This window comes from Nocardia sp. NPDC127526 (genome assembly GCF_042672265.1).
In the GTDB taxonomy this organism is placed as follows: Bacteria; Actinomycetota; Actinomycetes; order Mycobacteriales; family Mycobacteriaceae; genus Nocardia.
In genome coordinates this window covers 57,277-82,217 of sequence record NZ_JBHXVO010000002.1, presented here as the reverse complement: position 1 = coordinate 82,217, position 24,941 = coordinate 57,277, and the positions used below count along the sequence as shown (strand labels likewise).

General features: G+C 69.8%; 24 protein-coding genes and 1 pseudogene. 13 read left to right on the top strand and 12 right to left on the bottom strand.

Annotated elements, in window-relative coordinates:
* The first annotated feature begins 506 nt into the window (after positions 1–506).
* A complete protein-coding gene (locus tag ACFVIV_RS03505; protein WP_379193193.1) occupies positions 507–791 on the top strand; it encodes a hypothetical protein in 285 nt (94 codons plus the stop codon).
* Between the two features lie 103 nt (positions 792–894).
* Entirely contained in the window at positions 895–1,308 is a 414-nt protein-coding gene (locus tag ACFVIV_RS03500) for a hypothetical protein (RefSeq protein ID WP_379193192.1), read from the top strand.
* Between the two features lie 158 nt (positions 1,309–1,466).
* Here the strand turns inward: ACFVIV_RS03500 and ACFVIV_RS03495 are convergent, their stop codons facing one another.
* From ACFVIV_RS03495 to ACFVIV_RS03485, 3 genes are read right to left on the bottom strand one after another with little or no spacing between them, the layout of a single operon-like run.
* Positions 1,467–2,546, bottom strand: a complete 1,080-nt coding sequence (locus ACFVIV_RS03495) for a quinone-dependent dihydroorotate dehydrogenase (RefSeq protein ID WP_379193679.1) — start codon at positions 2,544–2,546, stop codon at positions 1,467–1,469.
* Between the two features lie 35 nt (positions 2,547–2,581).
* Entirely contained in the window at positions 2,582–2,848 is a 267-nt protein-coding gene (locus tag ACFVIV_RS03490) for a DUF5703 family protein (RefSeq protein WP_379193191.1), read from the bottom strand.
* Positions 2,848–3,855, bottom strand: a complete 1,008-nt coding sequence (locus ACFVIV_RS03485; RefSeq protein ID WP_379193190.1) for a YncE family protein — start codon at positions 3,853–3,855, stop codon at positions 2,848–2,850. The genes ACFVIV_RS03490 and ACFVIV_RS03485 overlap by 1 nt, the downstream gene beginning before the upstream one ends.
* Positions 3,856–4,103: 248 nt before the next feature.
* On the opposite strand from ACFVIV_RS03485, the gene ACFVIV_RS03480 reads away from it, so the two are divergent.
* The 3 genes from ACFVIV_RS03480 (at position 4,104) to ACFVIV_RS03470 (ending at position 7,234) form a co-directional block, all read left to right on the top strand.
* Positions 4,104–4,460, top strand: a complete 357-nt coding sequence (locus ACFVIV_RS03480; protein WP_379193189.1) for a hypothetical protein — start codon at positions 4,104–4,106, stop codon at positions 4,458–4,460.
* A 135-nt stretch (positions 4,461–4,595) separates the two neighbouring features.
* Positions 4,596–5,132: a hypothetical protein gene (locus ACFVIV_RS03475; protein ID WP_379193188.1), complete on the top strand. Its 537-nt coding sequence runs from the start codon at positions 4,596–4,598 to the stop codon at positions 5,130–5,132.
* A complete protein-coding gene (locus tag ACFVIV_RS03470) occupies positions 5,132–7,234 on the top strand; it encodes an MMPL family transporter (RefSeq protein ID WP_379193187.1) in 2,103 nt (700 codons plus the stop codon). Before ACFVIV_RS03475 ends, ACFVIV_RS03470 begins: the two co-directional genes overlap by 1 nt.
* A gap of 94 nt (positions 7,235–7,328) precedes the next feature.
* Here ACFVIV_RS03470 and ACFVIV_RS03465 read toward each other — a convergent pair whose 3' ends face one another.
* The 5 genes from ACFVIV_RS03465 to ACFVIV_RS03445 all read right to left on the bottom strand — a co-directional run bounded on the left by ACFVIV_RS03465 (position 7,329) and on the right by ACFVIV_RS03445 (position 12,304).
* A complete protein-coding gene (locus tag ACFVIV_RS03465) occupies positions 7,329–7,844 on the bottom strand; it encodes a GNAT family N-acetyltransferase (protein ID WP_379193186.1) in 516 nt (171 codons plus the stop codon).
* Positions 7,845–8,083: 239 nt separating this feature from the next.
* Positions 8,084–8,857 carry a heme ABC transporter ATP-binding protein gene (locus ACFVIV_RS03460; protein WP_379193678.1) on the bottom strand — a complete coding sequence of 258 codons (774 nt, stop codon included), beginning with the start codon at positions 8,855–8,857 and terminating at the stop codon, positions 8,084–8,086.
* Positions 8,858–8,937: 80 nt separating this feature from the next.
* Positions 8,938–9,954 carry a FecCD family ABC transporter permease gene (locus ACFVIV_RS03455; RefSeq protein WP_379193185.1) on the bottom strand — a complete coding sequence of 339 codons (1,017 nt, stop codon included), beginning with the start codon at positions 9,952–9,954 and terminating at the stop codon, positions 8,938–8,940.
* 329 nt (positions 9,955–10,283) lie between these two features.
* Positions 10,284–11,321 (bottom strand): hemin ABC transporter substrate-binding protein, encoded by a 1,038-nt coding sequence (locus tag ACFVIV_RS03450; protein WP_379193184.1) that lies wholly within the window; start codon positions 11,319–11,321, stop codon positions 10,284–10,286.
* Positions 11,322–11,341: 20 nt separating this feature from the next.
* Entirely contained in the window at positions 11,342–12,304 is a 963-nt protein-coding gene (locus tag ACFVIV_RS03445) for an aldo/keto reductase (protein ID WP_379193183.1), read from the bottom strand.
* Positions 12,305–12,612: 308 nt separating this feature from the next.
* On the opposite strand from ACFVIV_RS03445, the gene ACFVIV_RS03440 reads away from it, so the two are divergent.
* From ACFVIV_RS03440 to mshC, 5 genes are all read left to right on the top strand, one after another.
* The gene (locus tag ACFVIV_RS03440; protein WP_379193182.1) at positions 12,613–13,551 is read left to right on the top strand and encodes an undecaprenyl-diphosphate phosphatase; all 939 of its coding nucleotides are present in this window, start codon (positions 12,613–12,615) and stop codon (positions 13,549–13,551) included.
* Positions 13,552–13,567: 16 nt separating this feature from the next.
* Complete coding sequence (locus ACFVIV_RS03435; protein WP_379193181.1) at positions 13,568–14,302, top strand: histidine phosphatase family protein; 735 nt, start codon at positions 13,568–13,570, stop codon at positions 14,300–14,302.
* Between the two features lie 24 nt (positions 14,303–14,326).
* Positions 14,327–14,911 carry a DUF3090 domain-containing protein gene (locus ACFVIV_RS03430; RefSeq protein ID WP_379193180.1) on the top strand — a complete coding sequence of 195 codons (585 nt, stop codon included), beginning with the start codon at positions 14,327–14,329 and terminating at the stop codon, positions 14,909–14,911.
* A gap of 3 nt (positions 14,912–14,914) precedes the next feature.
* The gene (locus tag ACFVIV_RS03425; protein ID WP_379193179.1) at positions 14,915–15,682 is read left to right on the top strand and encodes an SCO1664 family protein; all 768 of its coding nucleotides are present in this window, start codon (positions 14,915–14,917) and stop codon (positions 15,680–15,682) included.
* 167 nt (positions 15,683–15,849) lie between these two features.
* Entirely contained in the window at positions 15,850–17,088 is a 1,239-nt protein-coding gene (gene mshC, locus ACFVIV_RS03420) for a cysteine--1-D-myo-inosityl 2-amino-2-deoxy-alpha-D-glucopyranoside ligase (protein WP_379193178.1), read from the top strand.
* 105 nt (positions 17,089–17,193) lie between these two features.
* On the opposite strand, the gene ACFVIV_RS03415 is transcribed toward mshC, so the two are convergent.
* Complete coding sequence (locus ACFVIV_RS03415; RefSeq protein ID WP_379193177.1) at positions 17,194–17,775, bottom strand: nitroreductase/quinone reductase family protein; 582 nt, start codon at positions 17,773–17,775, stop codon at positions 17,194–17,196.
* On the opposite strand from ACFVIV_RS03415, the pseudogene ACFVIV_RS03410 reads away from it, so the two are divergent.
* The 3 genes and pseudogenes from ACFVIV_RS03410 to ACFVIV_RS03400 form a co-directional block, all read left to right on the top strand.
* Positions 17,686–19,707, top strand: a pseudogene (locus ACFVIV_RS03410) (SRPBCC family protein); the annotation flags it as partial. The gene ACFVIV_RS03415 and the pseudogene ACFVIV_RS03410 sit on opposite strands and share 90 nt — an antisense overlap.
* Positions 19,708–20,217: 510 nt before the next feature.
* Positions 20,218–20,970, top strand: coding sequence for a crotonase/enoyl-CoA hydratase family protein (locus tag ACFVIV_RS03405; protein WP_379193677.1), 753 nt, complete (start codon positions 20,218–20,220; stop codon positions 20,968–20,970).
* A 153-nt stretch (positions 20,971–21,123) separates the two neighbouring features.
* Positions 21,124–22,038 carry an alpha/beta fold hydrolase gene (locus ACFVIV_RS03400; RefSeq protein ID WP_379193176.1) on the top strand — a complete coding sequence of 305 codons (915 nt, stop codon included), beginning with the start codon at positions 21,124–21,126 and terminating at the stop codon, positions 22,036–22,038.
* A gap of 132 nt (positions 22,039–22,170) precedes the next feature.
* Here ACFVIV_RS03400 and ACFVIV_RS03395 read toward each other — a convergent pair whose 3' ends face one another.
* From ACFVIV_RS03395 to ACFVIV_RS03385, 3 genes are all read right to left on the bottom strand, one after another.
* Positions 22,171–23,076, bottom strand: coding sequence for a hypothetical protein (locus tag ACFVIV_RS03395; RefSeq protein WP_379193175.1), 906 nt, complete (start codon positions 23,074–23,076; stop codon positions 22,171–22,173).
* Between the two features lie 23 nt (positions 23,077–23,099).
* Positions 23,100–23,756, bottom strand: a complete 657-nt coding sequence (locus ACFVIV_RS03390) for an enoyl-CoA hydratase-related protein (protein ID WP_379193174.1) — start codon at positions 23,754–23,756, stop codon at positions 23,100–23,102.
* 211 nt (positions 23,757–23,967) lie between these two features.
* Positions 23,968–24,567, bottom strand: coding sequence for a helix-turn-helix domain-containing protein (locus tag ACFVIV_RS03385; protein WP_379193173.1), 600 nt, complete (start codon positions 24,565–24,567; stop codon positions 23,968–23,970).
* Between the last annotated feature and the right edge of the window lie 374 nt (positions 24,568–24,941).

The following is a 24,941-nucleotide window of genomic DNA, read 5'->3' as shown; positions in this document are numbered from 1 at the left end:
CATTGCGGCGCGAAGCGAGACCGAGCTGGAGCCCATCAGTGGTGCGGTCCGGGCGAAAAGTTAAGGCGCCTGGACACATCCGACCAATCAGTTCCGTCGTCGTCGGCCCGATATCCGAATGTGGCAGCGATAAATCCGGTCGAAATCCGAGACCCGGATCGGCCGGATTCCGGCGTACCCGAATAAGGTTGCCGCGCAGAGGCGACGACTCCCCACAGTTTGGAGAACGTCGTGATCTACGAGAGCAGTCGATCCCTTACCAGTAGTACCACCCAGGAGTGGGCGCGCCGATTGGCCGGGCGGGCCGAGCCGGCGTGGGAGTTGAGCTGGCGGCCCGAACCGCTGTTGACCAAAGAGCAAGCCCGGGCCGCGTTGGAGCTTACTGAAATGTGCAGTGGGACAGAGGAACCGGGGGAGCGGGCGGCGGAGATCGCCGCGGAGTTGGGGACCACGGTGCAGCATGTGATGGCGGTGTTGCATCAACGAATGCTGGAACGGGGGAGACCGTGACCATTTATGTGGCCGATTGGCAGATGACCAGTGATCTCACCGATGAGGCGGCGCATCGGGTGGCCGACGGGTGGGAGTTGGAGTGGCGGTTGAGTTGGTTGCCGCATCGGCTGGTGTCGCGGGGGCAGGCGCTGGCGGGGATGGAGCTGGCGGAGATCTTTTCCGGGAATCATTTTCGGCGGGACATGATCTTGGCGGCGCGCGCGATTGTGAGTGCGGAGGAGTTGGGGGTCAGCGTGGAGGACGCGATGTCCGTATTACTGGGGAGGAGGCGGTTATGAGAATTCCGGTGAATCGGGCGGATTCGGGGTATTCGTTAATACCGACCATTCGGCATTCGATGAGGGGTGAAAGAACCCGCGAACGGTCAGGGAGGTTGCGGTTGTGACGATCGATATCAGCGACGAGTCGATGGTGAGCGATGTCAGTCCCGAATACGCGTTCCGGGTGTCGGGACGGGGGAGGATGGTGTGGCGGCTGAGCTGGCTGCCGGAACATCGGCTGACCCGTGAACAGGCCCGGGCGGGAATGGAGTTGGACGAGATCCTCTCCGACCCGGCCATCGTCGAGGACACCACCGCCCACGGCTGGGCCGACGATCGCGCCGCCCGCCTCGGCATCGCCGTCGAGCAGGCCGTGCTCGTCCTGGCCCGCCGCACCGTCGAGCGCGTACACGGCGAACTGCCCGCCACCTGGACCGAAGAACTCGGCGCACTCGAACCGGCCCCGCCGGGCTGGTACACCCCCGACCACCCCTCGACCGCCTCCGGCGCCCGCTCCCAGCACCTGTGGCGGTGATCGAACCTGGCAGATGGGCTGCCACGTAATGTGAAACGCCATCGACCGGGCACTGGTGGCGGACGCTACTCGGCGAATGCCGCCACCAGTGCCCGGTGATCACATGTCCAGCAGGCGAACACGGCCCTGGATTCGGTTGCGAGGAAGACGGATCCGGGTCAGGCGCGGGTGGTGTGGCCGGCGCCCACGGCTTCGGAGAGGCTGGTGTAGCCGCCGGCGCGGAGGCGGTCGGCGATGCCGCGGTGGATGCGCTTGGCCCACAGAGGGCCGCCGTAGATGAAGCCGGTGAAGCCCTGCAGGAGGGAGGCTCCGGCGAGGATGCGTTCCCAGGCCTGGTCGGCGGTTTCGATGCCGCCCACCGAGATCAGGACCAGCTTGTCGCCGACGCGGGCGTACAGGCGGCGCAGGACCTCGAGGGAGCGGTCGGCGACCGGGGGACCGGACAGGCCGCCCGGGCCGAGGGCCGCGACTTCGTCGGCGGGGTTGGCGAGGCCGTCGCGGCGAATGGTGGTGTTGGTGGCCACGATTCCGGCCAGGCCGAGTTCGACGGCGAGGTCGGCGACGGCGTCGATGTCCTCGTCGGACAGGTCGGGGGCGATCTTCACCAGCACCGGGACCGAGACGCTGTCCAGGACGGCCTGCAGGATGGGGCGCAGGGAGGTGACCGCTTGCAGGTCGCGCAGGCCGGGGGTGTTGGGGGAGCTGACATTGACGACCATGAAGTCCGCCAGGGGGCCCAAGAGCTTCGCGCTGATGGCGTAGTCGGCGGCGGCGTCCTCGGGTTCGACGACCTTGGTCTTGCCGATGTTCGCGCCCAGCGGCACGCCGCCGGGGCGGCGGTGGGCCAGGTGCTGGGCGGCGGCGGCCGCGCCGAAGTTGTTGAAGCCCATGCGATTGATGAGCGCCCGGTCGGCGGGCAACCGGAACAGGCGCGGCGCCGGATTGCCGGGCTGGGCCTGGGCGGTGACGGTGCCGATCTCGGCGTAGCCGAAGCCGAGCGGGCCCCAGGTGTCGGCGCCCTCGGCGTTCTTGTCGAAGCCGGCGGCCAGGCCGAGCGGCGCGGGGAAGTCCACGCCGAACACGCGGCTGCGCAGGATCGGATCGTCGGCGACGAACAGCCTCGTCGTCAACCGGCGGCCCGGCGCGAACCGGGCGGCCAGTTTCATGGCGCCGAAGGCCAGATGGTGGATGCGTTCCGGCGGCAGCAGGAACATCACCTTCAACAGCAGGGCGTACAGACGCTCGGCTGTGCTCGTCGTGGGTGCCATGCGGGTCACATCACCGCCTCGGGTGTCGGGGATAGCAGGGAGCTCTTGCGGCGGCGCAGCAGCACGCGACGACTGCCGTCGGTGTAGGCACGCACCCGCGACAACTCCCAGCCGCCGAATTCCGCCTGGATGGCCAGGCGCATGGAGGCGGTGACGCGATTCATCTCGCGGGGTAGTCGCAGGGGAATGTATTCGTACTCGTCGCTGGAAGTGTCCTCCCAGTCCGCCGGTAGTGTGCGCGCAGTCCGCGCTGATCGTGAGGCCCGAGCCATCACTGCCCTCTCTTCCGCAGGTCCGCGGCGATCCGCTGCAGACCGTCGCCGGTCGCGGATCCCACGAACATGTCACCGGTGCGTTCGTCGATGGTCACCGTGTCGGGCTGGCGCACCGTCTGGAAGCGCCCCACCTCCACAGGTATACCCGTCGACAGGTCGTAGCCGACGACTTCGTTGCTGCCCGTCAGCGTCACCCACACGGTCTCGGACCGCTGATCGTAGGCGAGTGCGTAGGGCGACGAGCCTACCGGGAAACGCTGGTGCAGGACCAATGGATCGGCGGTGTAGACCAGCAGTTCGTTACCGGCGGTGTCGGTGACGATGCGGCGGCCGAAGTGGTCGCCGATCATGTTCGTGGCCCCGTCGCCGGCGCGCAGGGTCAGCCCGGGGCGGTTGTCGGCGAGGTTGAGCTCCGAGACGGTGGTCTGGCGGCGATCGAGCACGATGACCGCATCGTCGGCGGTGTCGACGGCATCGGCCGACACCAGGCCCGAAATGCGCTCGCGCACAGTGCCATCGGGGGCGAGCAGCAGCACCGGCCCGGCGGCGAGCCCGGCGACCAGGTCCCCGTCGGCGCGCCGCGCGACCGCGCGCACGTCCCCGTCGACCGCGAGCTCGGCGATCGCGCCGGAGGCGGCGTCCACGCGCAGCACCTTCCCGGGCGCGGCGAGCAGGATCTCCCCGGGCTTGCCGGGCGCGAGGGCGGTGGCCGCGGCGGGCAGCGGCACCGTACGCGTGGTTCCGGCGGGATCGCGCAGGGTCAGCGTGCCCGGCTCGGTGAGCAGCGCCAGCACCCCGGTGGCCGGTTCGGCCAGCAGCGCGTTGATGCCCGCGCTCGGGGTCACCTCACCCGAGGGTGTGGCGGTCACCGCGGGCGCGCTCGCCGCGGTGGCGGGCTCGCGGGTCGGCTTATCACCGGATTCGTCACCCGACGAGCATCCGGCGAGCAGGGTCACCGCTGTCACCCCCGCGAGGGCCGACCGGATCCAGCCGCGACGGCGCATGCAGCGAACTCCTTAACTGACCGACAACCGAAAATCATGCGTGCTACCTAATCTGACCATGATCCCCTTCCCCGCCCGGTGGGCGGGGGTGTCGCGGCGGCGCGCCGTGAGGGTGTGCTGTACCGATTGCCCATCCGCCGCGCGTCCGAATCCTCCCGAGTTACATGACGTGACATAGGTTTTCGGTGACGGTGTCGGCGGTTGCGGTTACGGTGGAATCAAGAGTGGGCACTGTCAGGGAGTTTCTGTTGGAAACCGACCACACCTCGAGCTTCACCGTCGAAGACGTGACCGTGGGTCGTTACGCGCACGGGTTCGGGGTTACCGGAGATGGGCGATCGTTCGCTTTCCGCACGCTGCGGGCGACATTGACCCTGGAGATCTATCGGCCCGATCTGGAGTCGGCGGTGCCGGCCACCGAGGACGTGGTGGCCGTGGCCGAGGCGCCGGTCACCGATATCGATCTCGACGACGAACGCAGCGTGATCGCACTGGTCCGCGACCTGATTCCGCAGGCGGTACCGGTGCCGGCGGCGCAACCGCGCGAGGCCACCACGGTGCGGGCGCTGCTGGGCCGCCTCGGCGCGGTCATCGACGGCATGTAGCCCGGTGTGAACTTGCTTGCAGACCGCGGTGGGGGTGCCGCCGAAACGCGGTCGTGTGACGTGCGAATCAGCCTCGCGCCGTGCGCATGACAAACTAACGGCATCCAACCGCAGTTCGAGCATCCGAGGAAGTTGATGGCTTTTCGACGACCGGCCGCCACCGCAGTGACTCTCGCCGCCCTCGCCGCCGCCGTGACCGGCTGCGGCGGCGGCAATGACGACGATGCCTCGGTGGCCGCCGCCCGCTCCTCGGCCTATGCCGCGCTGAGCTCCTCCTCGGCCGCCGCCGCGGCCAGCAGCGCGGTGCGCGCGCCCATCCCGACCGCGGCCGAACTGGACGCGCAGATCAAGGCCGCACTCGATCCGGCGCTGCCCGATGCCGAGCGCACCGCGCTCATCGAGGACGGGGAGGCTTTCAAGGACGCCATCCCCGACATGTACAAGGCCCTGGAAGAGAATCCGAAGGCCGTCTACGGCGTCCGCGACCCGGTGTTCGACAACCACGACGGCACGCTGACCGCGACGCTGAGCCTGGACAAGGACGGCACCGGCACCAATGTGCGCACCACCGTGGTGCATTTCGTGCACAAGGACGGGCGTTGGAAGATCTCGCGCACCGATCTGTGCGGCATCCTGCGCTCGGCCGACTACTCCACGCCGGCCTGCGGCTGATGCTGGAAACCGGATCCCTGCGGTGGGGGCGCCTGATCCACCGCAACCGGTACCTGGTGTTCGCGCTGTTCGCCCTGGCGGTGCTGGGCTCGGGGTTCTACGGGCGCGATCTGGGGGATCACCTGACCCAGGAGGGCTGGTTCGACGAATCCAGCGAATCGGTGGCCGCCTCCAAGCTCACCGACTCCACCTTCGGGCGGGACACCGACAGCGATCTGATCGTGCTCTACACCGCCCCGCCCGGGCACACCCTCGACGACGAGCCGATCCGCAGCGCGGTGGCCGCGGAGCTGAACCGGTTGCGCAGCACGCGATCCGAGCAGATCTTCAAGATCGACTCGTATTGGGACGGGCCCATGATGGGCGCCTTCGCCACCGCCGACCGCACCCACGCCTTCGCCAGCATCGGCCTGCAGGGCGGCGGCGGCACCGACACCGTCGACAACTACATGGCGATCAAGGGCGAATTCCACGCCGGGACAACGGGTTCGGGACCCGGCGGCACGACGGTGCAGCTGGCGGGATTGCAACCGGTGGTAGAGGGCATCAACACCGGCATGCAACGCGATATCCATCGCGCGGAGCTGATCGCGCTGCCGCTGGTGGCGATCCTGCTGTACTTCGTGTTCGGCGGCGTCGTAGGCGCGCTACTACCGGTGCTCATCGGCGGCATGACCATCCTGGGCAGCCAGGGCATCATGCGAATGCTCACCGATCACCTGCAGGTCAATGTGTTCGCCTCCGCGGTGGTCACACTGGTGAGCCTGGGCCTGGCCATCGACTACGGATTGTTCGCGGTGACCCGGTTCCGGGAGGAACTGGCCGCCGGGCGCAGCGTGGAGGACGCCACCGCCCGCACCGTCGCCACCGCCGGGCGCACCGTGCTGTTCTCGGCGGGGATCATCGCGGTCAGCTTGGGGGCATTGTTCATCTACCCCAACGGGGTGCTGCGCTCGGTGCCGCTGGGCGGCATCTCCTCGGTGCTGCTGGCGGCGGTGCTGTCGGTGACCGTGCTGCCCGCGGCGTTGTCGATCGTGGGGCGGCGCATCGACTTCCTGGGCTGGCACCGCTTCGCCAGCATCCGCACCGCCGAGCAGATCGACGCCGGATTCTTCTCCCGGCTGGCGCTGTTCGCCATGCGCAAGCCCTGGCTGGTGATCGTGCCGGTGGTGCTGGGCCTGCTGGTGCTGATCCTGCCGTTCCGCAATATCGAATTCGGGGGACTGAGCGAACGCTATCTGTCGGCGGACAATCCGGCGCGCGTGGCGCAGCAGGACTTCGACCGGCTGTTCCCGACCTTCCGCACCGAACCACTGAAACTGGTTGTGGTGGACGCGAATCCGCAGCAACTCTCCGATATCCGCTTCGAGGCCAACGCGGTCACCGCGCAGTACACGACCGGACCGTTCGATCCGATCGCCCCGACCAAGGACGGCATCACCGTGCTGGGCAGCGGGCTGATCGACAAACGCGATGCCGGAACGGTGATCTCGGCGCTGCGCGGCATCGAGGACCCGCCCGGGGTGCAGGTCATGGTCGCCGGAGTGCCCGCCCTGGAACGCGACAGCATCTACGGGCTCATCGAGGGCCTGCCGCTGCTGGCGGCGATCCTGATCGTGGCGGCACTGGCATTGATGTACGCGGCCTTCCGGTCCCTCGTCCTGGCGGTGAAGGCCGTGGCGATGAGCGCCCTCAGTCTCGGCTCCACCCTGGGCATCCTCACCTGGATCTTCGTCGAAGGCCACGGCGCGGAGATCTTCGATTTCACCCCTGGCCCACTGATGTTCGCGGTGCTGGTGCTGATCGTGACCGTGCTCTTCGGCCTGTCGACCGACTACGAGGTCTTTCTGCAATCGCGCATGGCCGAGGCCCGCGCCGACGGGGCGCCACCGGCGGAAGCCATCCGCTACGGCATCGCCCACACCGGCGGCGTGATCACCTCCGCCGCCGCGATCCTCATCGTGGTCACCGGCGCCTTCGGCTTCTCGGACCTGGTCCTGATGAAGTACATCGCCTACGGCATGATCGCGGCATTGCTGCTGGACGCCACCGTGATTCGCATGCTGCTGACCCCGGCTGTACTCAAATTGGTGTGGCGCTAGCCGAAATGGCGCAGCGGACCCGGGTTGCGCTGAGCGGACCCGTGGGGCCGAGGACGTGCGAATCGTCCCCGGCCCCACGGTTTTCCGGATGCGATCAGCCTTCGAGCGGCCCGGCGTAGCGGATGACCCCGCTGGGCAGGGTGTCTCCCGGCCGCAGCGCCATGGCCATGAGCGCCTCGTCGGGAACCTCGACGCTCATGCGGATGCCGTGCAGCGAGGCCCGGGTGAACCCGAACCGCGGGTAGTACTCGGGATGCCCGAGCACGGTGACGAACCGTTCCCCGTGCGCGACAGCGGTTTCCAATGCCGCCCGCACGACGGCGCTGCCCGCGCCGCTGCGCTGGTACCGGGGCAGCACCGACACCGGCCCCAGGCACAGCGCCTCGGTGTCACCGATGTGATTGCGCGTCAGCAAGGCATGAGCAATCGGCGTGTCGGTGGTGTCGACGGCGACCAGCGACAATCCGTCGATCCAGCCGGGGTCGGTGCGCAGCGCCTCGACGATTCCGGCTTCCAACGGTGTGTCGAACGCGGCGAGCGTAATGGCGTGCACGATGGCATGTTCGGCCGGATTCTCGGCGCGCGTATTCCAGGATTGGCGTGTGCTCATCGGTGGCACAAACCCTTTCGTATTCGAGGAGCCGCCCGGCGCACGAGGGCGCGAGCGGTGAGACGGGACGGGTCAGGCCGTCGCCGCGGAGGGTGCGGTGATCCGGCTGGCGGCGACGGCCATGCGCGCGGTCATCAACATCACTCCCTGGTCCCGAATCCGGTGAATACGAACGGTGGTCGCGAGGCAACCCCGCACAGCCTACTCACACGATTTGGCGATTGCCCAGCAATTTTCGATCAGGTGAGTCGGCCACGCGCCGGCAGCACCAATTGCGCGCCGGTGACCGGGTGGTCGAACACGTCGACCGGGTGCTGATAGACGCGCGAGAGCAGCTCGCCGGTGAGGACTTCGCGCGGCGGCCCGTCGGCGGCGATGCGCCCGGCGTCGAGGACGGCGACGCGGTCGGCGTAGGCGGCGGCGACGCCGAGGTCGTGGACGACGACCACGACGGCGGCTCCGGCGGTGGCGCGGTCGCGGGCCAGTCGCAGCACCTGTTCCTGGTGGCCCAGGTCGAGCGCGGCGGTCGGCTCGTCCAGCAGCAGGGTGGCGGTGTCCTGGGCCAGGACGCGCGCCAGTGCGACCCGGGCGCGTTCACCGCCGGACAGGGCCGGAAACTGCCGTCCGGCAAGGTGTTCCACGTCGGTGGCGCGCAGTGCGGCGGCGATCTGCTCGTCGTCGTCGTCCTGGCGTGCGGTGCGCGCCCACGGTGCGCGCCCCATGGCGACGACTTCGCGTGCGGTGAAGGGGAATCCGACGGTGTGGTTCTGGGGGAGCACCGCCCGCCGCCGCGCCATATCGACCGGTGCCCAATGGGCGAGCGGTTGTCCGTCGAGTTCCACGGTCCCCGCACCCGGCTCCAGCTCCCCGGCCAGTGCCGCCAGCAGCGTGGACTTACCCGCCCCATTGGGCCCGACCAGCGCGACGATCTGCCCGGCGACCACCTCGAAGTCGACCTCGTCGAGCACGCGCCGCCCACCATTGCGTTCCAGCCCGACCCCGCGCGCACGCATGGTGACCGCACCCGGTGCGGGCGTGCCGGGCAATTCATGGTGGCGCGCGAAAACCCCGGAGATGCCACGCAACAGCGTACTCACGCCCACCCTCCCGATCGGGCGCGCGTGCGCCGCAGCAGCCAGAAGAAGAACGGCCCGCCGACCAGCGAGGTCAGCATGCCCAACGGCAGATCCGCATTGTGCACCAGCGCCCGGGCCCCGATATCGGCGGCCAGCAGCACCACCGCACCGAGAATCGCGCTCAACGGAATCAGCACCCGATGCGCGGGCCCCACCAGCATCCGCACCAGATGCGGCACGATCAACCCGACGAACAAGATGATCCCGGTGAACGCCACCCCCGCCGTGGCCAGCACCGCCACCACCACGATCACATTGCGCCGCAACCGCTCCACATCCACACCCAGATGCCGCGCCGCCGATTCCCCCAGCGCCAGCAGATCCAGCTTGGCCGCCATCAACACCGCCGCCCCCACCCCGATCGCGGTGAGCGGCGCGACCACCGCCACCGACTGCCAGGTCGCCCCATTGAGACTGCCCAACTGCCAGAACACGATCTGATCCCGCGCCGCAGGCGAGGCGGTGAACAGCAGAAACGAAATCAACCCACCCGCAAACGCATTGATCGCCACACCGGTCAACACCAGCGTCACCACCTCGGTCCGCCCATTCGACCGCGCCAGCACATACACCAATGTCGTGGTGAGCAGCCCCGCCGCGAACGCCCCCGCCGCCACCGACCAAGCCGCTGCGAACGCACCCCCGACCACAATGACAGTGCCCGCACCCACCGCCGCCCCCGCGGATACACCGATCACGCCGGGTTCAGCCAGCGGATTGGCGAACACCCCCTGCAAAAGTGCACCCGCTGTAGCCAGTGCGGCCCCCACCAGAATCGCGAGCACCACCCGCGGAAACCGCACCTCCCACAACGTCACATCCCCGGCCGGATGCGCGGGCATAGGCCCCCACTCCAGCCCGACCCGATGAAAGAAACTCCCCGCCACCTCGGCCGCACTGGTAGGCACCTGCCCCACCGCCGCCGAAATCAACGCCAGCCCCACCAACGCCGCAATCCCCACCGCGAAGATCACCGCAGTCCGCGACCACCGCCGCGACCGTCCACCGCCGACCCCGGAGCCGCCCGCACGGACAGCCGCGTTTGCTGTATCACCCGCGCCCCGTGCCGTTGCGTTCCCGGTTGGAGAGTGGCCACTCGCGCCGGAATCAGACCGGTAGCGCCCAGCGCCCATCCGTGCCCGCCCATCCGCGTTCGCCGCGGCAGCAGTGGTCTCGCCTGCGGACGACGCCGGGGTGCGTAGCGGTGAATCAGGTGGCGTGGCAGGTGATTCCGCGTCGTCGGGTGGGTTGGGCGCGTGCGTAGGAGGGTTTTGCGCGGTCCCGTCCTGGGGGTTGGTGTCGGTCATGCCGTCTTTTCGCCGTAGACGGCTTGGACGAGGGCGGTGAGGACGCGGCCGGTGTTGGGGCCGAAGGAGAGGATGACGTTGTCGGCCATGTCGACGACGCGTTTGTTCTTGCCGGCAGGGGTTTGGGCCAGGCCGGGGATTTTCACCAGGCCGTCGACGCCGCCGACGGAGGCCAGGCCGTCGGACATGACGAGGATGACGTCGGGGGCGGCGGCGATGAGGGCTTCGCTGGTGATGGGGATGAACGGTTCGGTGATTCCGGAGGCGGTGCCGGCGTCCTCGCCGCCGAGGGCGGTGATGAGCTGGTCGGCGCCGGAGCCGGGGCCGGCGATCATGGTGATGGCGGTGGAGCGCAGGTAGAGGAACGCGATGCGCAGGGGCTTGTCGTGCGGGGGCACCGATGCGGTGGCGGCGGCGATCTCGTCGGTGGTGCGCTGGGCGAGCTGTTTGCCCGCCTCGGGCACGCCGAGGGCGGCGGCGACGGCGTCGATCATCGGGACGACACCGTCCATGGTGCGCTGCGGGTCGAAGTAGACGACGGTGATGCCCAGCGCGCGCAACTGGTCGCGCATGACGGCGGTGACGCTGGTGGTGTCGGTGAGGAACACCGAGGGTTGCAGCGCCGCAACGGCTTCCACATTCAGCGTGCCGGACCCGGCGGTCACGGTGGGCAGGTTCATGGCGACCGGCGGCGCGTTGGTGGACCGGCCGACCAGATTGTTGCCCAGTCCCAGCGCGACGACGGTCTGGACGAGGGTGCCGTAGCGGTCGGCGGCGATGATGCGACCGACGTCGGTGACGGTCACGTCGCTGCCGTCGAAGGAGCGCACGGTCACCGGCAGCGTCGGAGTGGGCGCGGGCCCGATCGGGACCGGGTTCGCATCGGCGAGAGTCGCGGTGGCGGGGCCGTGGCCGCCGGTCGCGGCATCGCTGCCGGTACCGCAGGCGGTGGCGCCGAGGACGAGAGTTCCGGTGAGCAGGACGAGCAGGGTGCGCAGGACGCCGGATGATCGAGCACTCACGAAACTCCTCATGCAGGCAAGGCTAGCCTGGCTCATTCCGTGCGCGCGCTCACGTCGCCCAGTGCGGCGGCGATGGCGCGGGGCAGTTCCAGGGTTTCGGCGGCCAGGATTCCGGTGAGCTGGCCGATATCACGGGCACCGACGAGCATGCTCGCCACGCCGGGCTGATCCCGGATCCAGGCCAGGGCCACGGCCAGGGGAGAGGTGCCCAGGCCGTCGGCGGCGGTGACGACGGCGTCGACGACGCGCACGGCGCGGTCGTCGAGGCCCGCGATGATCTCCGCGGCGGTGGCCTCGTCGGCGCCGCGGGAGTCGGCGGGCACGCCGTCACGGTATTTGCCGGTGAGGATGCCGCCCGCGAGGGGCGCGGTGGCGATGACGCCGATGCCGTGATGCTGTGCGGCGGGCACGAATTCGTGTTCGACGCCGCGCGCCAGCAGCGAGTAGGGGGTTTGCGCGGCGGTCAGCGGCGCGGCCGCGGCGAGGGTGGCCAGTTGCCAGCCGTCGTAGCCGCGGGCTCCGGCGTAGCGGACCCGCCCGGAGCGCACCGCGTATTCGAGGGTCGCCGCGATTTCCTCGAGGGGTGTGTGCGGATCCCAGGCGGCGACGGTCCACACATCGAGGTAGTCGGTGCCCAGCACCTGCAAGGTGGTGTCGAGCTGGCGCATCATGGTGCGCCGGGAGGCGTCGATCTGCCAGCGCAGCGGTTGCGGCGCGGGCCCGGCGGCGGGATCGGTGAGCACCGGGGTCTGTCCGGCGCAGCCGCTCAAAACCAGTTCCTCACGCCCGATTTCGCCGATGAGTTCGCCGAGGATGTGCTGGGCGGCGCCGTCACCGTAGGCGGGGGAGGTGTCGACCAGGGTGCCGCCGGCCTCCACGAACGCCTCCAGTTGCGCGCCCGCGTCCTCGGCGTCGGTTTCCCTGCCCCAGGTGTGGGTGGCCAGCCCGAGTCGTGAGACCCGCAGGCCGCTGCGCCCCACCGTCCGTTGTTCCATCACCGCGCTTGCACTTTCGTCACACGCGTCAGCCTAGGCGCACTCGTCGCATTCCCCCGGGTATGCCTCGCGCGGACACGAGCGGGGCGCGTGGACGACACCGGGCGGATCTGCGCCACCATGGTGGTCGCGCGCCGGTCACGGCCGGGTGGGCCGGGAGGGCGGTTGGGCCGTTCCGGTGTTCGCCGCCACGGCGCGCCCTGTAGGGTCGCTGCGGTGCCGGGGATGTGCTGCGCGGTACGCACGAGCCGTCTGGAGTGTCGCCAATCCTCCAGCGGTGGAAGACGATTGACAGATCTGGAGGGTGTGTGGGCGAGTCGATGACGTGGGTGCAGGCCCTGGTGCTGGGCCTGGTGCAGGGCTTGACGGAGTTTCTGCCGATTTCGTCGTCGGCGCATTTGCGGATCGTCTCGGCGGTGTTCTTCGGCGATGACGCCGGCGCCTCGTTCACCGCGGTCACCCAGCTCGGGACCGAGGCCGCGGTGCTGGTGTATTTCGCCAAGGACATCTGGCGCATCGTGGTGGCCTGGTTCACCACCTTGTATCTGCGGGTGACCGAGCGCAAACGCCAGACCGTGCCGCTGCACGATCAGCCCACTCAGGTGCTGCCGGTCTACACCGACGCCGGCTACGGCCTGGATGCCGAGGCGCAGCGCGAATTGGATTACCGCATCGGCTGGTACGTGATCATCGCCACCATCCCGATCGGCGTGCTGGGCTTCCTGTTCAAGGACGAGATCCGCACCGGCGCGCGCAATCTGTGGCTGATCTCCACCATGTTGATCGTGTTCGCCCTGGTGATCGCCGCCGGCGAGTACTACGGGTCCAAGCGCCGCCCGATCGAGCAGCTCACCACCCGCGACGGCCTCATCATGGGTTTCGCGCAGTGCCTGGCCCTCATCCCGGGCGTGTCGCGTTCAGGCGCGACCTCCACGGCCGGTCTGTTCTGCGGCCTGACTCGTGAAGCGGCCGTGCGTTTCTCGTTCCTGCTGGCCATTCCCGCCGTGGTCGCCTCCGGGCTGTTCTCGCTGCCGGACGCCTTCGAACCCGCCGGTGCGGGCCTCAATGCCTCGGGCCTGCAACTGCTGGTCGCGACGGTGATCGCCTTCGCCGCCGGCTACGCCTCGGTGGCGTGGCTGCTGCGCTTCGTCACCGACCATTCGCTGAACTGGTTCGTCGGCTACCGCATCGTCCTGGGCCTGACCGTGATGGGCCTGCTGGCGACCGGCGTCGTCGCGGCGACCTAGCGACTAGGCTGACACGGTGACGGTGATCCTGTTGCGGCACGGCGTGTCCACGTCGAACACTGCCCGCACCCTGGCCGGCCGCAGCGCGGGCGTCGATCTGACCGAACGCGGGCGCGAACAAGCCCACGCGGTGTCCGACCGGCTGTCCTCGCTGCCCATCGAGCACATCGTGTGCTCCCCGCTGCTGCGTTGCCAGCGCACCGTCGCGCCCCTGGCCGACAAACTCGGACTCGACGCCGAACCCGACGAACGCCTCCTGGAAGTCGACTACGGCGACTGGACGGGCAAGGCCCTGGCGGATCTGGTGAGCGAACCGCTGTGGAAAGTGGTGCAGCGACACGCCTCGGCGGCGGTGTTCCCCGCCGGAGAAGCATTGGCGCACGTACAGTTCCGCGCGGTGTCCGCCATCCGCGAACTCGACCGCGCCTTCGCCGACAAACACGGCGGCGATGTGCTGTGGGTGGCGTGCACGCACGGTGACGTGATCAAGTCCGTGCTGGCCGACGCCTTCGGCATTCATCTCGACGGCTTCCAGCGCATCGTGGTCGAACCGGCCTCGCTCAGCGTGGTCCGCTACACCCCCACCGCGCCGTACGTGTGGCGGGTCAACGACACCGGCGCGGATCTGTCGTCGCTGGCGGCGATTTCGCCACGGTCCGGCGGCGACTCCAGAGCGGCGCCGGTTCCCGGGGGTGAAACGGGTATCACCCCGGGTACGGATAATGGGGTTGCGGAACGCCCCGATTCTTAAGTGAAACAGCTGTCAGGAGGTGCCATGGGCCGAGCAATCCATATCTTCCGCACCCCCGATCGTTTCATCGCCGGCACCGTCGGCGAGCCGGGCGACCGCGCTTTCTACCTGCAAGCCGTGCAGGAACCGCGCGTGGTCAGCGTGCTGCTGGAAAAGCAGCAGGTGAAGGTGCTGGCCGATCGGATGGGTCTACTGCTGGACGAGGTGGCGCGCCGTTTCGGCACGCCCGTCCCACCACAACCCGCCGACGTCGCCGACGTCGACCCGCTCGTCACCCCCATCGATGCCGAATTCCGGGTCGGCACCATGGGTTTGGGCTGGGACGCCGACGCGGGCGCGGTGGTGGTGGAGTTGCTGGCCATCACCGAGACCGAGGTGGACGAATCGGTGGTGCTCGACGACACCGAGGAGGGTCCCGACGCGGTGCGGGTGTTCCTCACCCCGGTGCAGGCGCGCGAATTCGCGCTGCGGTCGGCGCGGGTGATCGCCGCCGGGCGGCCGCCCTGCCCGCTGTGCGGGGAGCCGCTGTCCCCGGCCGGGCACATGTGCGTGCGCACCAACGGCTACAAGCGCGGCGATATCTTCCCCGCGCCCGATGTCGAGGACTGAGCCGTGAGCACCGATCCCGTGGCCACCGCCGAGCTGACGGTGCTCGGGCAGGTCACCACCGCCTCCAACGCCACCCTGGTGTGCGAGGCCGAGGGCGTGCGGGTGGTGTACAAGCCGGTGCGCGGGGAACGGCCGCTGTGGGATTTCCCGGACGGCACCCTGGCCGGGCGCGAGGTGGGCTCGTATCTGGTGTCGGAAGCCCTGGGGTGGGGCGTGATCCCGCGCACCATCCTGCGCGACGGGCCGTACGGGCCGGGCATGGTGCAACGCTGGATCGACATCGTCGAAGACGACACGCCCGAACTGGTGGACCTGTGCCCGGTCGGGCAGATTCCCGACGGGTATCTGGAGGTGCTGCGCGCCCTGGACGGATCCGGGCACCGGGTGTCGCTCATCCATGCCGACGATCCGGGCTTGCAGCGCATGGCGGTGCTGGATGTGCTGATCAACAATGCCGACCGCAAGGGCGGGCACGCGCTGCGCGGGCTCGACGGGCGCGTGTACGGGGTCGATCACGGCATCTGCCTGCACGCCGAACCGAAGCTGCGCACCGTGCTGTGGGGGTGGGCGCGCGAGCCCCTCGCCGAGGAATTGCTCACCGACATGACGGTTTTGGTCAAAGCCATCCCCGGGGAACTCGGCGACCGGCTGGCGGAATTGATCACCGACGCCGAGATCGAGGCCCTCGAGGCGCGCGGGCGCGCACTGCTCGACGATCCGGTCATGCCGCTGCCGGATTCCTCGCGCCCTATTCCCTGGCCCGCATTCTGATTCCGCCCCGGGGGGCGCGGAACGTTGCATGCATCATGATTTCAACCATTGACGGATGCGCATGAGTCACTAAGGTGCAGGTCGGCCCCGCCCTACCGCAGTGCGCCCGGCCGGTGCGGGCCGGGGGTGCGCGGGGTGGACGTCGCGTTCACCGTTAACCTCGATTCATGCAGTCCTGGTCCGATATCGCTGTCCCGACCGTTCCCGGATCCGGACCGGCGTTGCGGTTATACGACACCGCCGACAAGCAGGTCCGTCCGGTCACCCCCGGGCCCACCGCCACCATGTACGTCTGCGGGATCACCCCCTACGACGCCACCCACCTCGGCCACGCCGCCACCTACCTCACCTTCGATCTGGTGCAGCGCCTGCTGCGCGACGCCGGGCACGAGGTGCACTACGTGCAGAACGTGACCGACGTCGACGACCCGCTGTTCGAACGCGCCACCCGCGACGGCATCGACTGGCGCGACCTGGGCACCCGCGAGATCACCCTCTACCGCGAGGACATGGAAGCGCTGCGGGTGATCCCGCCGCGCCACTACATCGGCGCCATCGAATCGGTGCAGGAAGTGGTGGAGCTGGTCGACAAGCTGCTCGCCTCCGGCGCCGCCTACGTCGTCGACGACCCGCAGTACCCCGACATCTACTTCCGCCACGACGCCACCGAGCAGTTCGGCTACGAATCCGGCTACGACCGCGCCACCATGGAGACGCTGTTCGCCGAACGCGGCGGCGACCCGGACCGCCCCGGCAAACGCGACCCCATCGACGCCCTGCTCTGGCGGGCGGAGCGCCCCGGCGAACCGTCCTGGCCCGCCCCCTTCGGCGCCGGCCGACCGGGTTGGCACATCGAATGCGCGGCCATCGCCCTCAACCGCATCGGCACCGAATTCGACATTCAGGGCGGCGGCAGCGACCTGATCTATCCGCACCACGAATATTCCTCCGCCCACGCCGAGGCTCTGGTGAAGGGCCGCCGCTTCGCCCGCCACTACGTCCACGCCGGCCTCATCGGCCTCGACGGCGAAAAGATGTCCAAATCGCGCGGCAACCTGGTGTTCGTCTCCACACTCCGCCGCTCCGGCACCGACCCGGCCGCCATCCGCCTGGGCCTGTTCGCCGGCCACTACCGCCAGGACCGCGAATGGTCGGATGCGGTCCTCACCGAGGCCCTCACCCGCCTGGACCGCTGGCGCACCGCCGCCGCCCTGGCCTCGGGCCCCTCCGCCGCCGACACCGTCGCCCGCCTGCGCCAGCACCTGGCCGACGACCTGGACACCCCCAAAGCCCTTGCCGCGGTGGACAGCTGGGCCCACCAGGCCCTCACCTACGGCGGCCCCGACACCACCGCCCCCACCCTCGTCGCCGACGCCGTGGACGCCCTGCTCGGCATTCGCCTCTAGACCCTTCCACACCCCCTCGACGATCGCCGGTGCGCGGCCCGACCTCGGTCGCGCACCGGTCACGTCGGCGCCCAGCGGTTCTCGGTGCCATATCCGCGTGCGCGGTCAGGTGCGCGGTACGAGGTTGATGCGCACCAGTGCGAGTGGTTCACCAGCCATGCCGAAGATGCGGGGCGCGTTGCGGGCGTAGGCGTTGAAGCGTTGCAGCTCTTCGGGTGTCGCGTCGGTGACCGTCGCGACGCCGTCGTGCCAGCGCCATCCCCGACGTAGCCGCACTCGCGGCTGGGCTTCGATATTGCGCACCCAATCCGCGCGCCGCCCGTGCACCGCGATCAGCGTCATGGTCGTGCCGTCCATGGGCCCAGCGAGCGAGGAGGCCGGACCGTCGCCACGAAAACCATAGGAGGGCGCGGCGGGTCGGGTTCGGGCTGCCGTGTACCCGGGGTTGGCGATACGGTGTGTATCAGATTGTCTCTTACCCTCAATGAGGAGGTTGCCGTGACTGCGGTGCCCGGATTCGAGCGATTGCGTGCGGTGGTCGAGCAGGGGCGGGCGGTGCGCAAGCAGTTGCGGGCCGGTGGTCAGTTGCTCGACAGTGTGCGCCGGGATCCGCGGATCGTGCGGGAACTGCTGGCCGGATTGACCGGGCGCGCAGGCGAATCGGCGCCGGTGGACCTCGGCGATCATGTGCCGCCGGACGGGCTGGCCGGGTTCGCGCGCACCGCGCACGCGCACCAGGCGCTCGAGGCGGATGCGGCGGCGGCGCTGGCGTTCCTGTCGGACTTGGGGCGGATGCCGCAGTGGGTCACCTTCCATGCGGGGTGGCGGGGCGATCCGCCGGGTGCGGCGGTGGCGGGGGCCGAGTTCGTGCAGGTGGCCCAATTCATGGGCATCCCTGCGGAATTGCGGTGGACCGTCGGCGAGGTCGGCGACACGGGGATGGCGTTGCGGGGCACCGGTCCGCAGGGGTTGTCGCTGGGTTTGTGGGTCACCGTGGCGCCCAGCGGTTCCGGGTCGATCGTCTACGTGGATGCCGGGCTGGCGGGACAGCCGGTGGAGGGGCCGCTCGGGGCGACGGTGGCACGCGGACTCGGTGACGCGCTGCGTGATTCGCTGGCCGTGCTGCCGTCGATGATCACGCCCGGGCCGGTCACGGTGCGGCCGACGCGGAAGGCGGTGCGGCATGAGGCTTCCGGGGTGATGCTGGCGCCTTCGACGCCGGTGCTGGTCGGGGTCGGGCAGGTGGTGAATCGCACCCCGGATCCAGGGTTCGCCGATCCGGCGACGCTGGCGGTGCGGGCCTTGCGTGCCGCGGCGGCCGACACCGGCGCCGGGGACGCGATGCTCACCGGAGCCGACGCGGTGTTCGCGGTCGCGCCGACCTCGTGGCAGTACCGGGATCTGGGTGCGCTGGTGGCCGAGCAGCTCGGGGCGGGACGAGTGGACACGGTGCAGTCCAGTCCCTTCGGCGGGGACGGCGGCCAGTTGGTGGTCAACGAGGCCGCGGCCGCCATCGCCGCCGGGGATTACGACATCGTGCTGGTCACCGGTGCCGAAGCGGGCGCCACCCAGGCTGCCGCGCAACGCGGCGGCATCGAATTGGATTGGCCCGTGCAGGATTCGCAGGTGCGGCCCACCCGCACCGTCGGCATCGACAAACCCGCCAACAATCCCGCCGAGGCCGCCGCCGGCCTGCAGGCCCCGATCAATATGTACGCGCTGCTGGAATCGGCCAACCGCGGCCGATTACAGCGCACACCCGCCGAGCACGACCAGGCGATCGCCGAGCTGTGGTCGCGGTTCTCGACGGTGGCCGCGGCGAATCCGCACGCCTGGCAGCCGCAGGAGTGCACCGCCGCACAGATCGCCACCGTCACCGACGCCAATCGCATGATCTCGGCCCCCTACACCAAACTCGAATGCGCCAACCTGCAAGTCGACATGGCCAGCGGCCTGATCCTGTGCAGCGCCGCCGCCGCGGAAGCCGCCGGCATCCCGCAGGACAAATGGGTGTTCATCCACGCCGCCGCCTCCGGCACCGACGACTGGTTCGTCACCGAACGCGCCGACCTGGCGGCCTCCCCGGCCATCCGCGCCCTCGGCGCCGCCGCCCTCGCCCACGCCGGGCTGAGCATCGACGACATCACCCACGTCGACCTCTACGCCTGCTTCCCGGTCGCCGTCCAGATCGCGGCCCGCGAACTGGGCCTGCCCACCGACGACCCCAAACGCCCCCTGACCCGCACCGGCGGCCTCACCTTCGCCGGCGGCCCCGGCAACAACTACGGCGGCCACGCCATCGCCACCCTCGTCACCGCCCTGCGCGCCGACCCCCACGCCTACGGCCTGGCCACCTCCCTGGGCTGGTACCTCACCAAACACGCCCTCGCCGTCTACTCCGCCACCCCGCCCGCCACCCCCTACGCCCACCTCACCCCGATCATCGACCACCCGCCCACCCGTCGCGCCCGCCTCGGCTACGAGGGCCCCGCCGTCGTGGAGGCCTACACCCTCCCGTACGGCCGCGACGGCCACCCCGACTCGATCATCCTGAGCCTGCTCACCCCCGACGGCGACCGAACCCTGCTGCGCAGCACCGACTCCCACCTCCTGACCGCCCTCACCCGGCCCACCGCCACGACCCGCCCCGCCCCCGCCGAACCACACACGTCGCAGCCCGACCCGGGCACGACCACCGCACCGCAAAACCTTGCGCGTCACCCCCATACGTCGCGGGCCGCCCGGGGCGCGACCGCGACGGCGCAGGACATCGCGGGCCACCCCTGGACACCTGTCGATGCCACCGCCGACCCCGCGGCGCCGATCACGACCTCGGTGTCGAGTACGCCTGGTTCCGGCGACGACACGCACCAGCAACCGTCAGAGTCGACGGCAATCGATTCGGCGACGACGCTCGGCGCGGCCGACACCGCTCCGGCTGATGCCGAAGGGAATCAGGACGTGGCGGGGATGGTGCCCGGCGCGGCCGACGCCACACCGGCCGATGCCGACGGGGTCGTCTGGCCCGCCGACGGCGATCTGCTGGGTCTGCCGGTGACGGTGTCCGGCACGGGGATTCGGATCGAAAGCGCCGAGCGGGTGGCGTTGCCGCCTCCGCCGCCGGCGCCGGTGCTGGTGGAGCGGCGGGGCCACATCATGATCATCACGATCAATCGGCCGCAGGCGCGCAATGCGATCGACCTGGCCACGGCGCGGGGGCTGGAGCGGGCCATCGACGCCTACGAGGCCGACCCGCAGGCGCGCATCGCCATCCTCACCGGGGCGGGCGGGTATTTCAGTGCCGGAATGGATCTCAAGGCCGCCGCGCGCGGCGAGGTGCCGGTCACCGAGAAGCGCGGCATTCTCGGCATCGTCGCCCAGCCGCCGGCGAAACCGTTGATCGCCGCGGTCGAGGGGCCCGCACTGGCCGGTGGTTGCGAGCTGGCCTTGGCCGCGGACCTGATTGTGGCCGCGGAGGATTCGGTGTTCGGTATCCCCGAGGTCAAGCGGGGCCTGGTGGCGGTCGGCGGCGGGGTGCTGCGATTGTCGCAGCGGCTGCCGCGGGCCATCGCCATGGAGTTGGCGCTGACCGGGGATCCCATCACCGCCGCCCGGGCCGCCGAGCTGGGGTTGATCAATCAGGTCGCCGCCCCGGGCCAGGCGCTCACCGCCGCTGTGGCCTTGGCCGAACGGGTCGCGGTCAACGCGCCGTTGAGCATCGACGCCGGCAAGCAGATCATCGAGCAGTGCCCGGACTGGTCGACCGCCGAGGCCTTCGCCCGTCAGGGGCAGGTGGCCGCGGTGGCGCTGTCGTCGCAGGACGCCGGTGAGGGCATGCGCGCCTTCGTGGAGAAGCGCGCCCCGGTCTGGCGCGGCCGCTGACACACCGGCCCCGATTGTGAAACAACGCCGACCGGGAACCGGTGGCGGGCGCTACTCGCACGATGCCGCCACCAGTTCCCGGTGATCGGCTGTCCAACAGCGGAGTCGGCGTGGCGCGGCGAGAATGGGCGGCGAGAGATGAGGAGAGGCGCCATGACTGCGGCGAAGTTCATCGAATCCACGCGGACGCTGCGCCGCGACGGGCTGCTGCTGTCGGCACGGCAGGCGGGGCCGCCCGAGGCGCCGCTGGTCATGTTGCTGCACGGTTTTCCGGACACCCCGCACAGCTGGGACGGTCTGATCCCGTTGCTGCTCGACGCCGGTTATCAGGTGCTCGCCCCGTGGCTGCGCGGCTACACCCCCGGCTCGGCCGCTCGCGACGCCCGCTACGACGTGCCGGCCGTCGGCGCCGATATCGCGGCCTGGCATCGGGAACTGGGTGCACCGCCCACCCATCTGGTCGGCCACGACTGGGGCGCGTTCGTCACCCAGATACTGGCCAAACAGCATCCCCGGCACTGGCTTTCGCAGACCCTGCTGGCGATTCCGCCCTTCGGCGACGGTTTCGCGCCGCAGGCGCTGCGCTATCTGCCCCGCCAGACGATGCTGTCGTTCTACATCCCGATCGTGCAGTCCGGCGCCTCGCCACGCCTGCTCGCCCGCAACGAGGCGGCGTTCGTGCGCGCCCTGTGGCGGCGCTGGTCACCGGGCTGGGATTTCACCGACGCCGAGTTCGCACCCACCGCAGCGGTTTTCACCGACCGCGCGCGAGCATGGGCGGCGACCCGCTACTACCGCTCCCTGTTCACCGTTCACCGCCGGACGACGCGGGAGTTCTTCGACATCCTGCTGGCCCCGCCCGCCCCGCTGCCGACGCTCACCCTGGCCGGAGCCCGCGACGGCGCATTGTCCGCCGGTCTGCAACGCGCCCTGTCCGCCCGCGCCGGGGCAACCCATGTCGAACTGCCCGACTGCGGCCATTTCCTGCACGCCGAACGCCCGGCCGCCGTAGCCGAGCATCTGCTGCCGCACCTGCGCGGCACCGATGCCCCCGCGCCGCACCAGTGAGCCGACCGGGCCAACCGATACCCCCAACACCGTGGGTTGACAGCCCTACTCCGCACCGATACCCCGCTCAGAGTGAGTTCGACTGCTCTACTCCGCACCGATACCCCCAGCACGCGAAGTCAGCTCACGGCCCTACTCGGCCGACAGCAAATCCTGCAAGTGCTCGGCGGTCACGCACTGCCGGTAGCTGTTATCGGTCAGGCCGATGTCGCGCGCTTCGCTGCTGTCGATCATCCGCATCCGTCCGTCGGCGGTCTCGGCAGCGCCGAATTCGCCGGTATCGATATCGATTTCCTCCCATACGTGCGGGGCATGGTAGATCTCCGGATCGGCCGGGAAGGCGGCGAGCACGTCGGTGTTGTGGCCGGCGAAGATCCAGGTGCCGTTCTTGATGAGGCTCTCGTCGGTGTAGACGGGGTGCGGCCGAGGTGATCCAAGAATTCCCGTGCTCGCCTGCCCGTCGGCGGAGCGGCCCTCGAACAGGCCCACCGCGGTGCCGAACTGGTTTCTGATGAGCACCACGGCGATTCGGTAGGCGCCGGGTCCGACGGGAATGGCGAACAGGTCACCGGGGGTGGTCTTGCGCGCGTACCGCGCGCGGGGGGCTGTGAGCGCGCCGATATCGGATCCACAGGTATCGGCCGGCCGCACCCGCCCGCTGCGCAGCGCCGCCAGCATCACGCCCGCGAACTGCTGCGGCGTGGCGGGAGCGCCGGTGATCTCGCAGATGCGTTGCAGGACAGCAATGTTCAGGTCCTGCGCGTCGACGAACACGTGATCGTTCAGCTCACCGACCCGCGAGGGCTGCTCGCTACGATAACGCTGCCCACCCCGCAGCGTCGCCGACAGCGGCAATGGTGAGGCGAAGGACCCGTCGACATAGTCCCCATCGTCCGGGACGGCCCAGCCGAGGATCTCCAGCAACTCCGCGAGAGTCGGCGGCCCCGCACAGGCCGCACCGAACTCCTCGCAGACGTCGACGAGACCCTGCACCACCATGTCGAGGTCCTCCGCGGATAGCACCAACTCGCCCATCATGTTCTCCGCCTACGCTTCCGGCCTCACGCCAGGGTGAGGGCGGCGGCCGCGTCGGCGAACATGACGGTCTTGATCGCGGCCAAAGTGCCCGGGTCCTTGGCCCCGAGGGGCAGCAGCCGGGCCACGGCGGTGTCGAGAACGGCGTCGGCGTCGGCGGTGGCGTCGATCAACTCGTGGGTGAGAGCCTCGGGAGCCGGGAACCGGTGACCGGTGGTCATGGCGGCCACGGCGGATCTGGGGGTGAGCTTGGCCTGGATGAGCGCGGCCATGCCCTTGGTGAACGGAATGCGGATATCGGCCTCGGGGAAGCAGAAGTAGCCGCGATCGGCGCGCATGACCCGGAAGTCGTGGGCCAGCGCGAGCATGGCGCCCGCGCCGAAGGCATGACCGGGCAGAGCGGCCGCGGTGGGCAGCGGAAAGGTCAGCAGCCGCGCCAGCAGCGATTGCACCTGGGCGACATACCATTCGGCGCGCTCGCTGTGCGCGGCCAGCCATTCCAGATCCAACCCGTTGGAGTAGAACTTGCCCGCCGCGGTCGTGACCAGCGCATGCGCACCGTCGGCGACGGCAGCGTCGAGATGAGCGTTGATCTCGATGAGCAGCCCGGGCGAGAAACGGTTCTCGCCCGCACCGAGATCGAGCACGGCAATCTTGTCGCGGTAGGTGAGAGTCGCGGTCATAACGGTTCCTTCATCGGTGTGTAGTGCACGAGAGTTGAGGTATTGCAGGAGGATTCGTATCGAGGCACCGCAGGCGGCAGCGGCGTGTGCGGTCTCGTCCAGGTGTGGGCCCCGCGTCCTGACGCCGGGTGGCGGTGGTCGCGGGTGAGATCGGCGGTCTCGATGTGCGGGAAACCTGACAGTTGGGGGCAGAGCGTCTCGGCGGGAGGCGTCATGACGGTGGGGGCCCGACGGACAATACGGCGCGGACGGCGGCGCGCAGGTGTTCGCGGGCGGTGGGGCTGGCCAGGCGGTCGCGTTGCAGGAGGATCGCGGTGGGCAGGTCGACCAGGCAGGTGGTGATGACGTCGACGGCGCGGGAATCCTTGCGGCCCCACAGGTCTCGGGCCAGTTGTTTGAGCAGGTCGAGCAGTCGGCGGTCGAGTTGCTCGAGTTCGGCGGCGATCGGTTCGGGCAGGTCGTCGCCGAGTAGATCGCCGCGGCGCACGGTGAGCAGCAGCCGGGAGGATTCGGGGAAGCGTCGGGCGAACACCGCGGGGGCGTCGGCGGCGGCGACCACCGCTTCCACGCCGGAATCCGCGCTGGCCCGCACCAGTTCCTGCTGCACGGCCAGGAATCGTTGCGCCGCGCGAATCCAGGTGCGCCCCAGCAGGTCCGCGCGCGAGGGAAAACTGTGGTAGATGGCCCCGTTGGACACCCCGGTCGCGGCGGCGACGGCCCGGATGGTGACCGCGGCCGCCCCGGAGCGCGCGGCCAGCGATTCGGCGGCGTCGAGCACGCTGTCCGGATCGTGCACGCGGGGTCGGGGCATGCACGAACAATAACAGAGCAAGTGCTCTGAAATAAAGAGGTGACGAAACCCGGCACGGGCAGCAGGACAGCGATGAGCGGACCGCTCGCACCAACCTGGTTGAGCCACTCACCCGATCGGGCTCTGGTGCGCTCGCCGCGGACGCGCCGTGCCGACCTCATCCGCTACCGGGTCGGACCGACCCCGGGAAGGTCTCACGCCGGTGTGGGCGCTCATCCACGTGGCCACCATGGTCACCGCGGGCGTATCCCGATCGCGCGGTCGACCCCGATCTTCGATCTCGCGCCGGGCGCGCAGGCTGCGGTCGCTGCGAGGACCCTGCTCTACGGCGTGATCATCGGCAGCGTTCACGCGCATGAGGTCGGCTCGACGTA

Coding starts and splice junctions, on each gene's coding strand:
- ACFVIV_RS03490 (WP_379193191.1), bottom strand. CDS start 2,848: ATGGCTCGGGCCTCACGATCAGCGCGGACTGCGCGCACACTACCGGCG.
- ACFVIV_RS03485 (WP_379193190.1), bottom strand. CDS start 3,855: ATGCGCCGTCGCGGCTGGATCCGGTCGGCCCTCGCGGGGGTGACAGCG.
- ACFVIV_RS03475 (WP_379193188.1), top strand. CDS start 4,596: ATGGCTTTTCGACGACCGGCCGCCACCGCAGTGACTCTCGCCGCCCTC.
- ACFVIV_RS03470 (WP_379193187.1), top strand. CDS start 5,132: ATGCTGGAAACCGGATCCCTGCGGTGGGGGCGCCTGATCCACCGCAAC.
- ACFVIV_RS03465 (WP_379193186.1), bottom strand. CDS start 7,844: ATGAGCACACGCCAATCCTGGAATACGCGCGCCGAGAATCCGGCCGAA.
- ACFVIV_RS03460 (WP_379193678.1), bottom strand. CDS start 8,857: ATGCGTGCGCGCGGGGTCGGGCTGGAACGCAATGGTGGGCGGCGCGTG.
- ACFVIV_RS03450 (WP_379193184.1), bottom strand. CDS start 11,321: ATGAGGAGTTTCGTGAGTGCTCGATCATCCGGCGTCCTGCGCACCCTG.
- ACFVIV_RS03445 (WP_379193183.1), bottom strand. CDS start 12,304: ATGGAACAACGGACGGTGGGGCGCAGCGGCCTGCGGGTCTCACGACTC.
- ACFVIV_RS03430 (WP_379193180.1), top strand. CDS start 14,327: ATGGGCCGAGCAATCCATATCTTCCGCACCCCCGATCGTTTCATCGCC.
- mshC (WP_379193178.1), top strand. CDS start 15,850: ATGCAGTCCTGGTCCGATATCGCTGTCCCGACCGTTCCCGGATCCGGA.
- ACFVIV_RS03415 (WP_379193177.1), bottom strand. CDS start 17,775: ATGATCGCCGAGGTCCACCGGCGCCGATTCGCCTGCGCGCCCGGTCAA.
- ACFVIV_RS03400 (WP_379193176.1), top strand. CDS start 21,124: ATGACTGCGGCGAAGTTCATCGAATCCACGCGGACGCTGCGCCGCGAC.
- ACFVIV_RS03395 (WP_379193175.1), bottom strand. CDS start 23,076: ATGATGGGCGAGTTGGTGCTATCCGCGGAGGACCTCGACATGGTGGTG.
- ACFVIV_RS03390 (WP_379193174.1), bottom strand. CDS start 23,756: ATGACCGCGACTCTCACCTACCGCGACAAGATTGCCGTGCTCGATCTC.
- ACFVIV_RS03385 (WP_379193173.1), bottom strand. CDS start 24,567: ATGCCCCGACCCCGCGTGCACGATCCGGACAGCGTGCTCGACGCCGCC.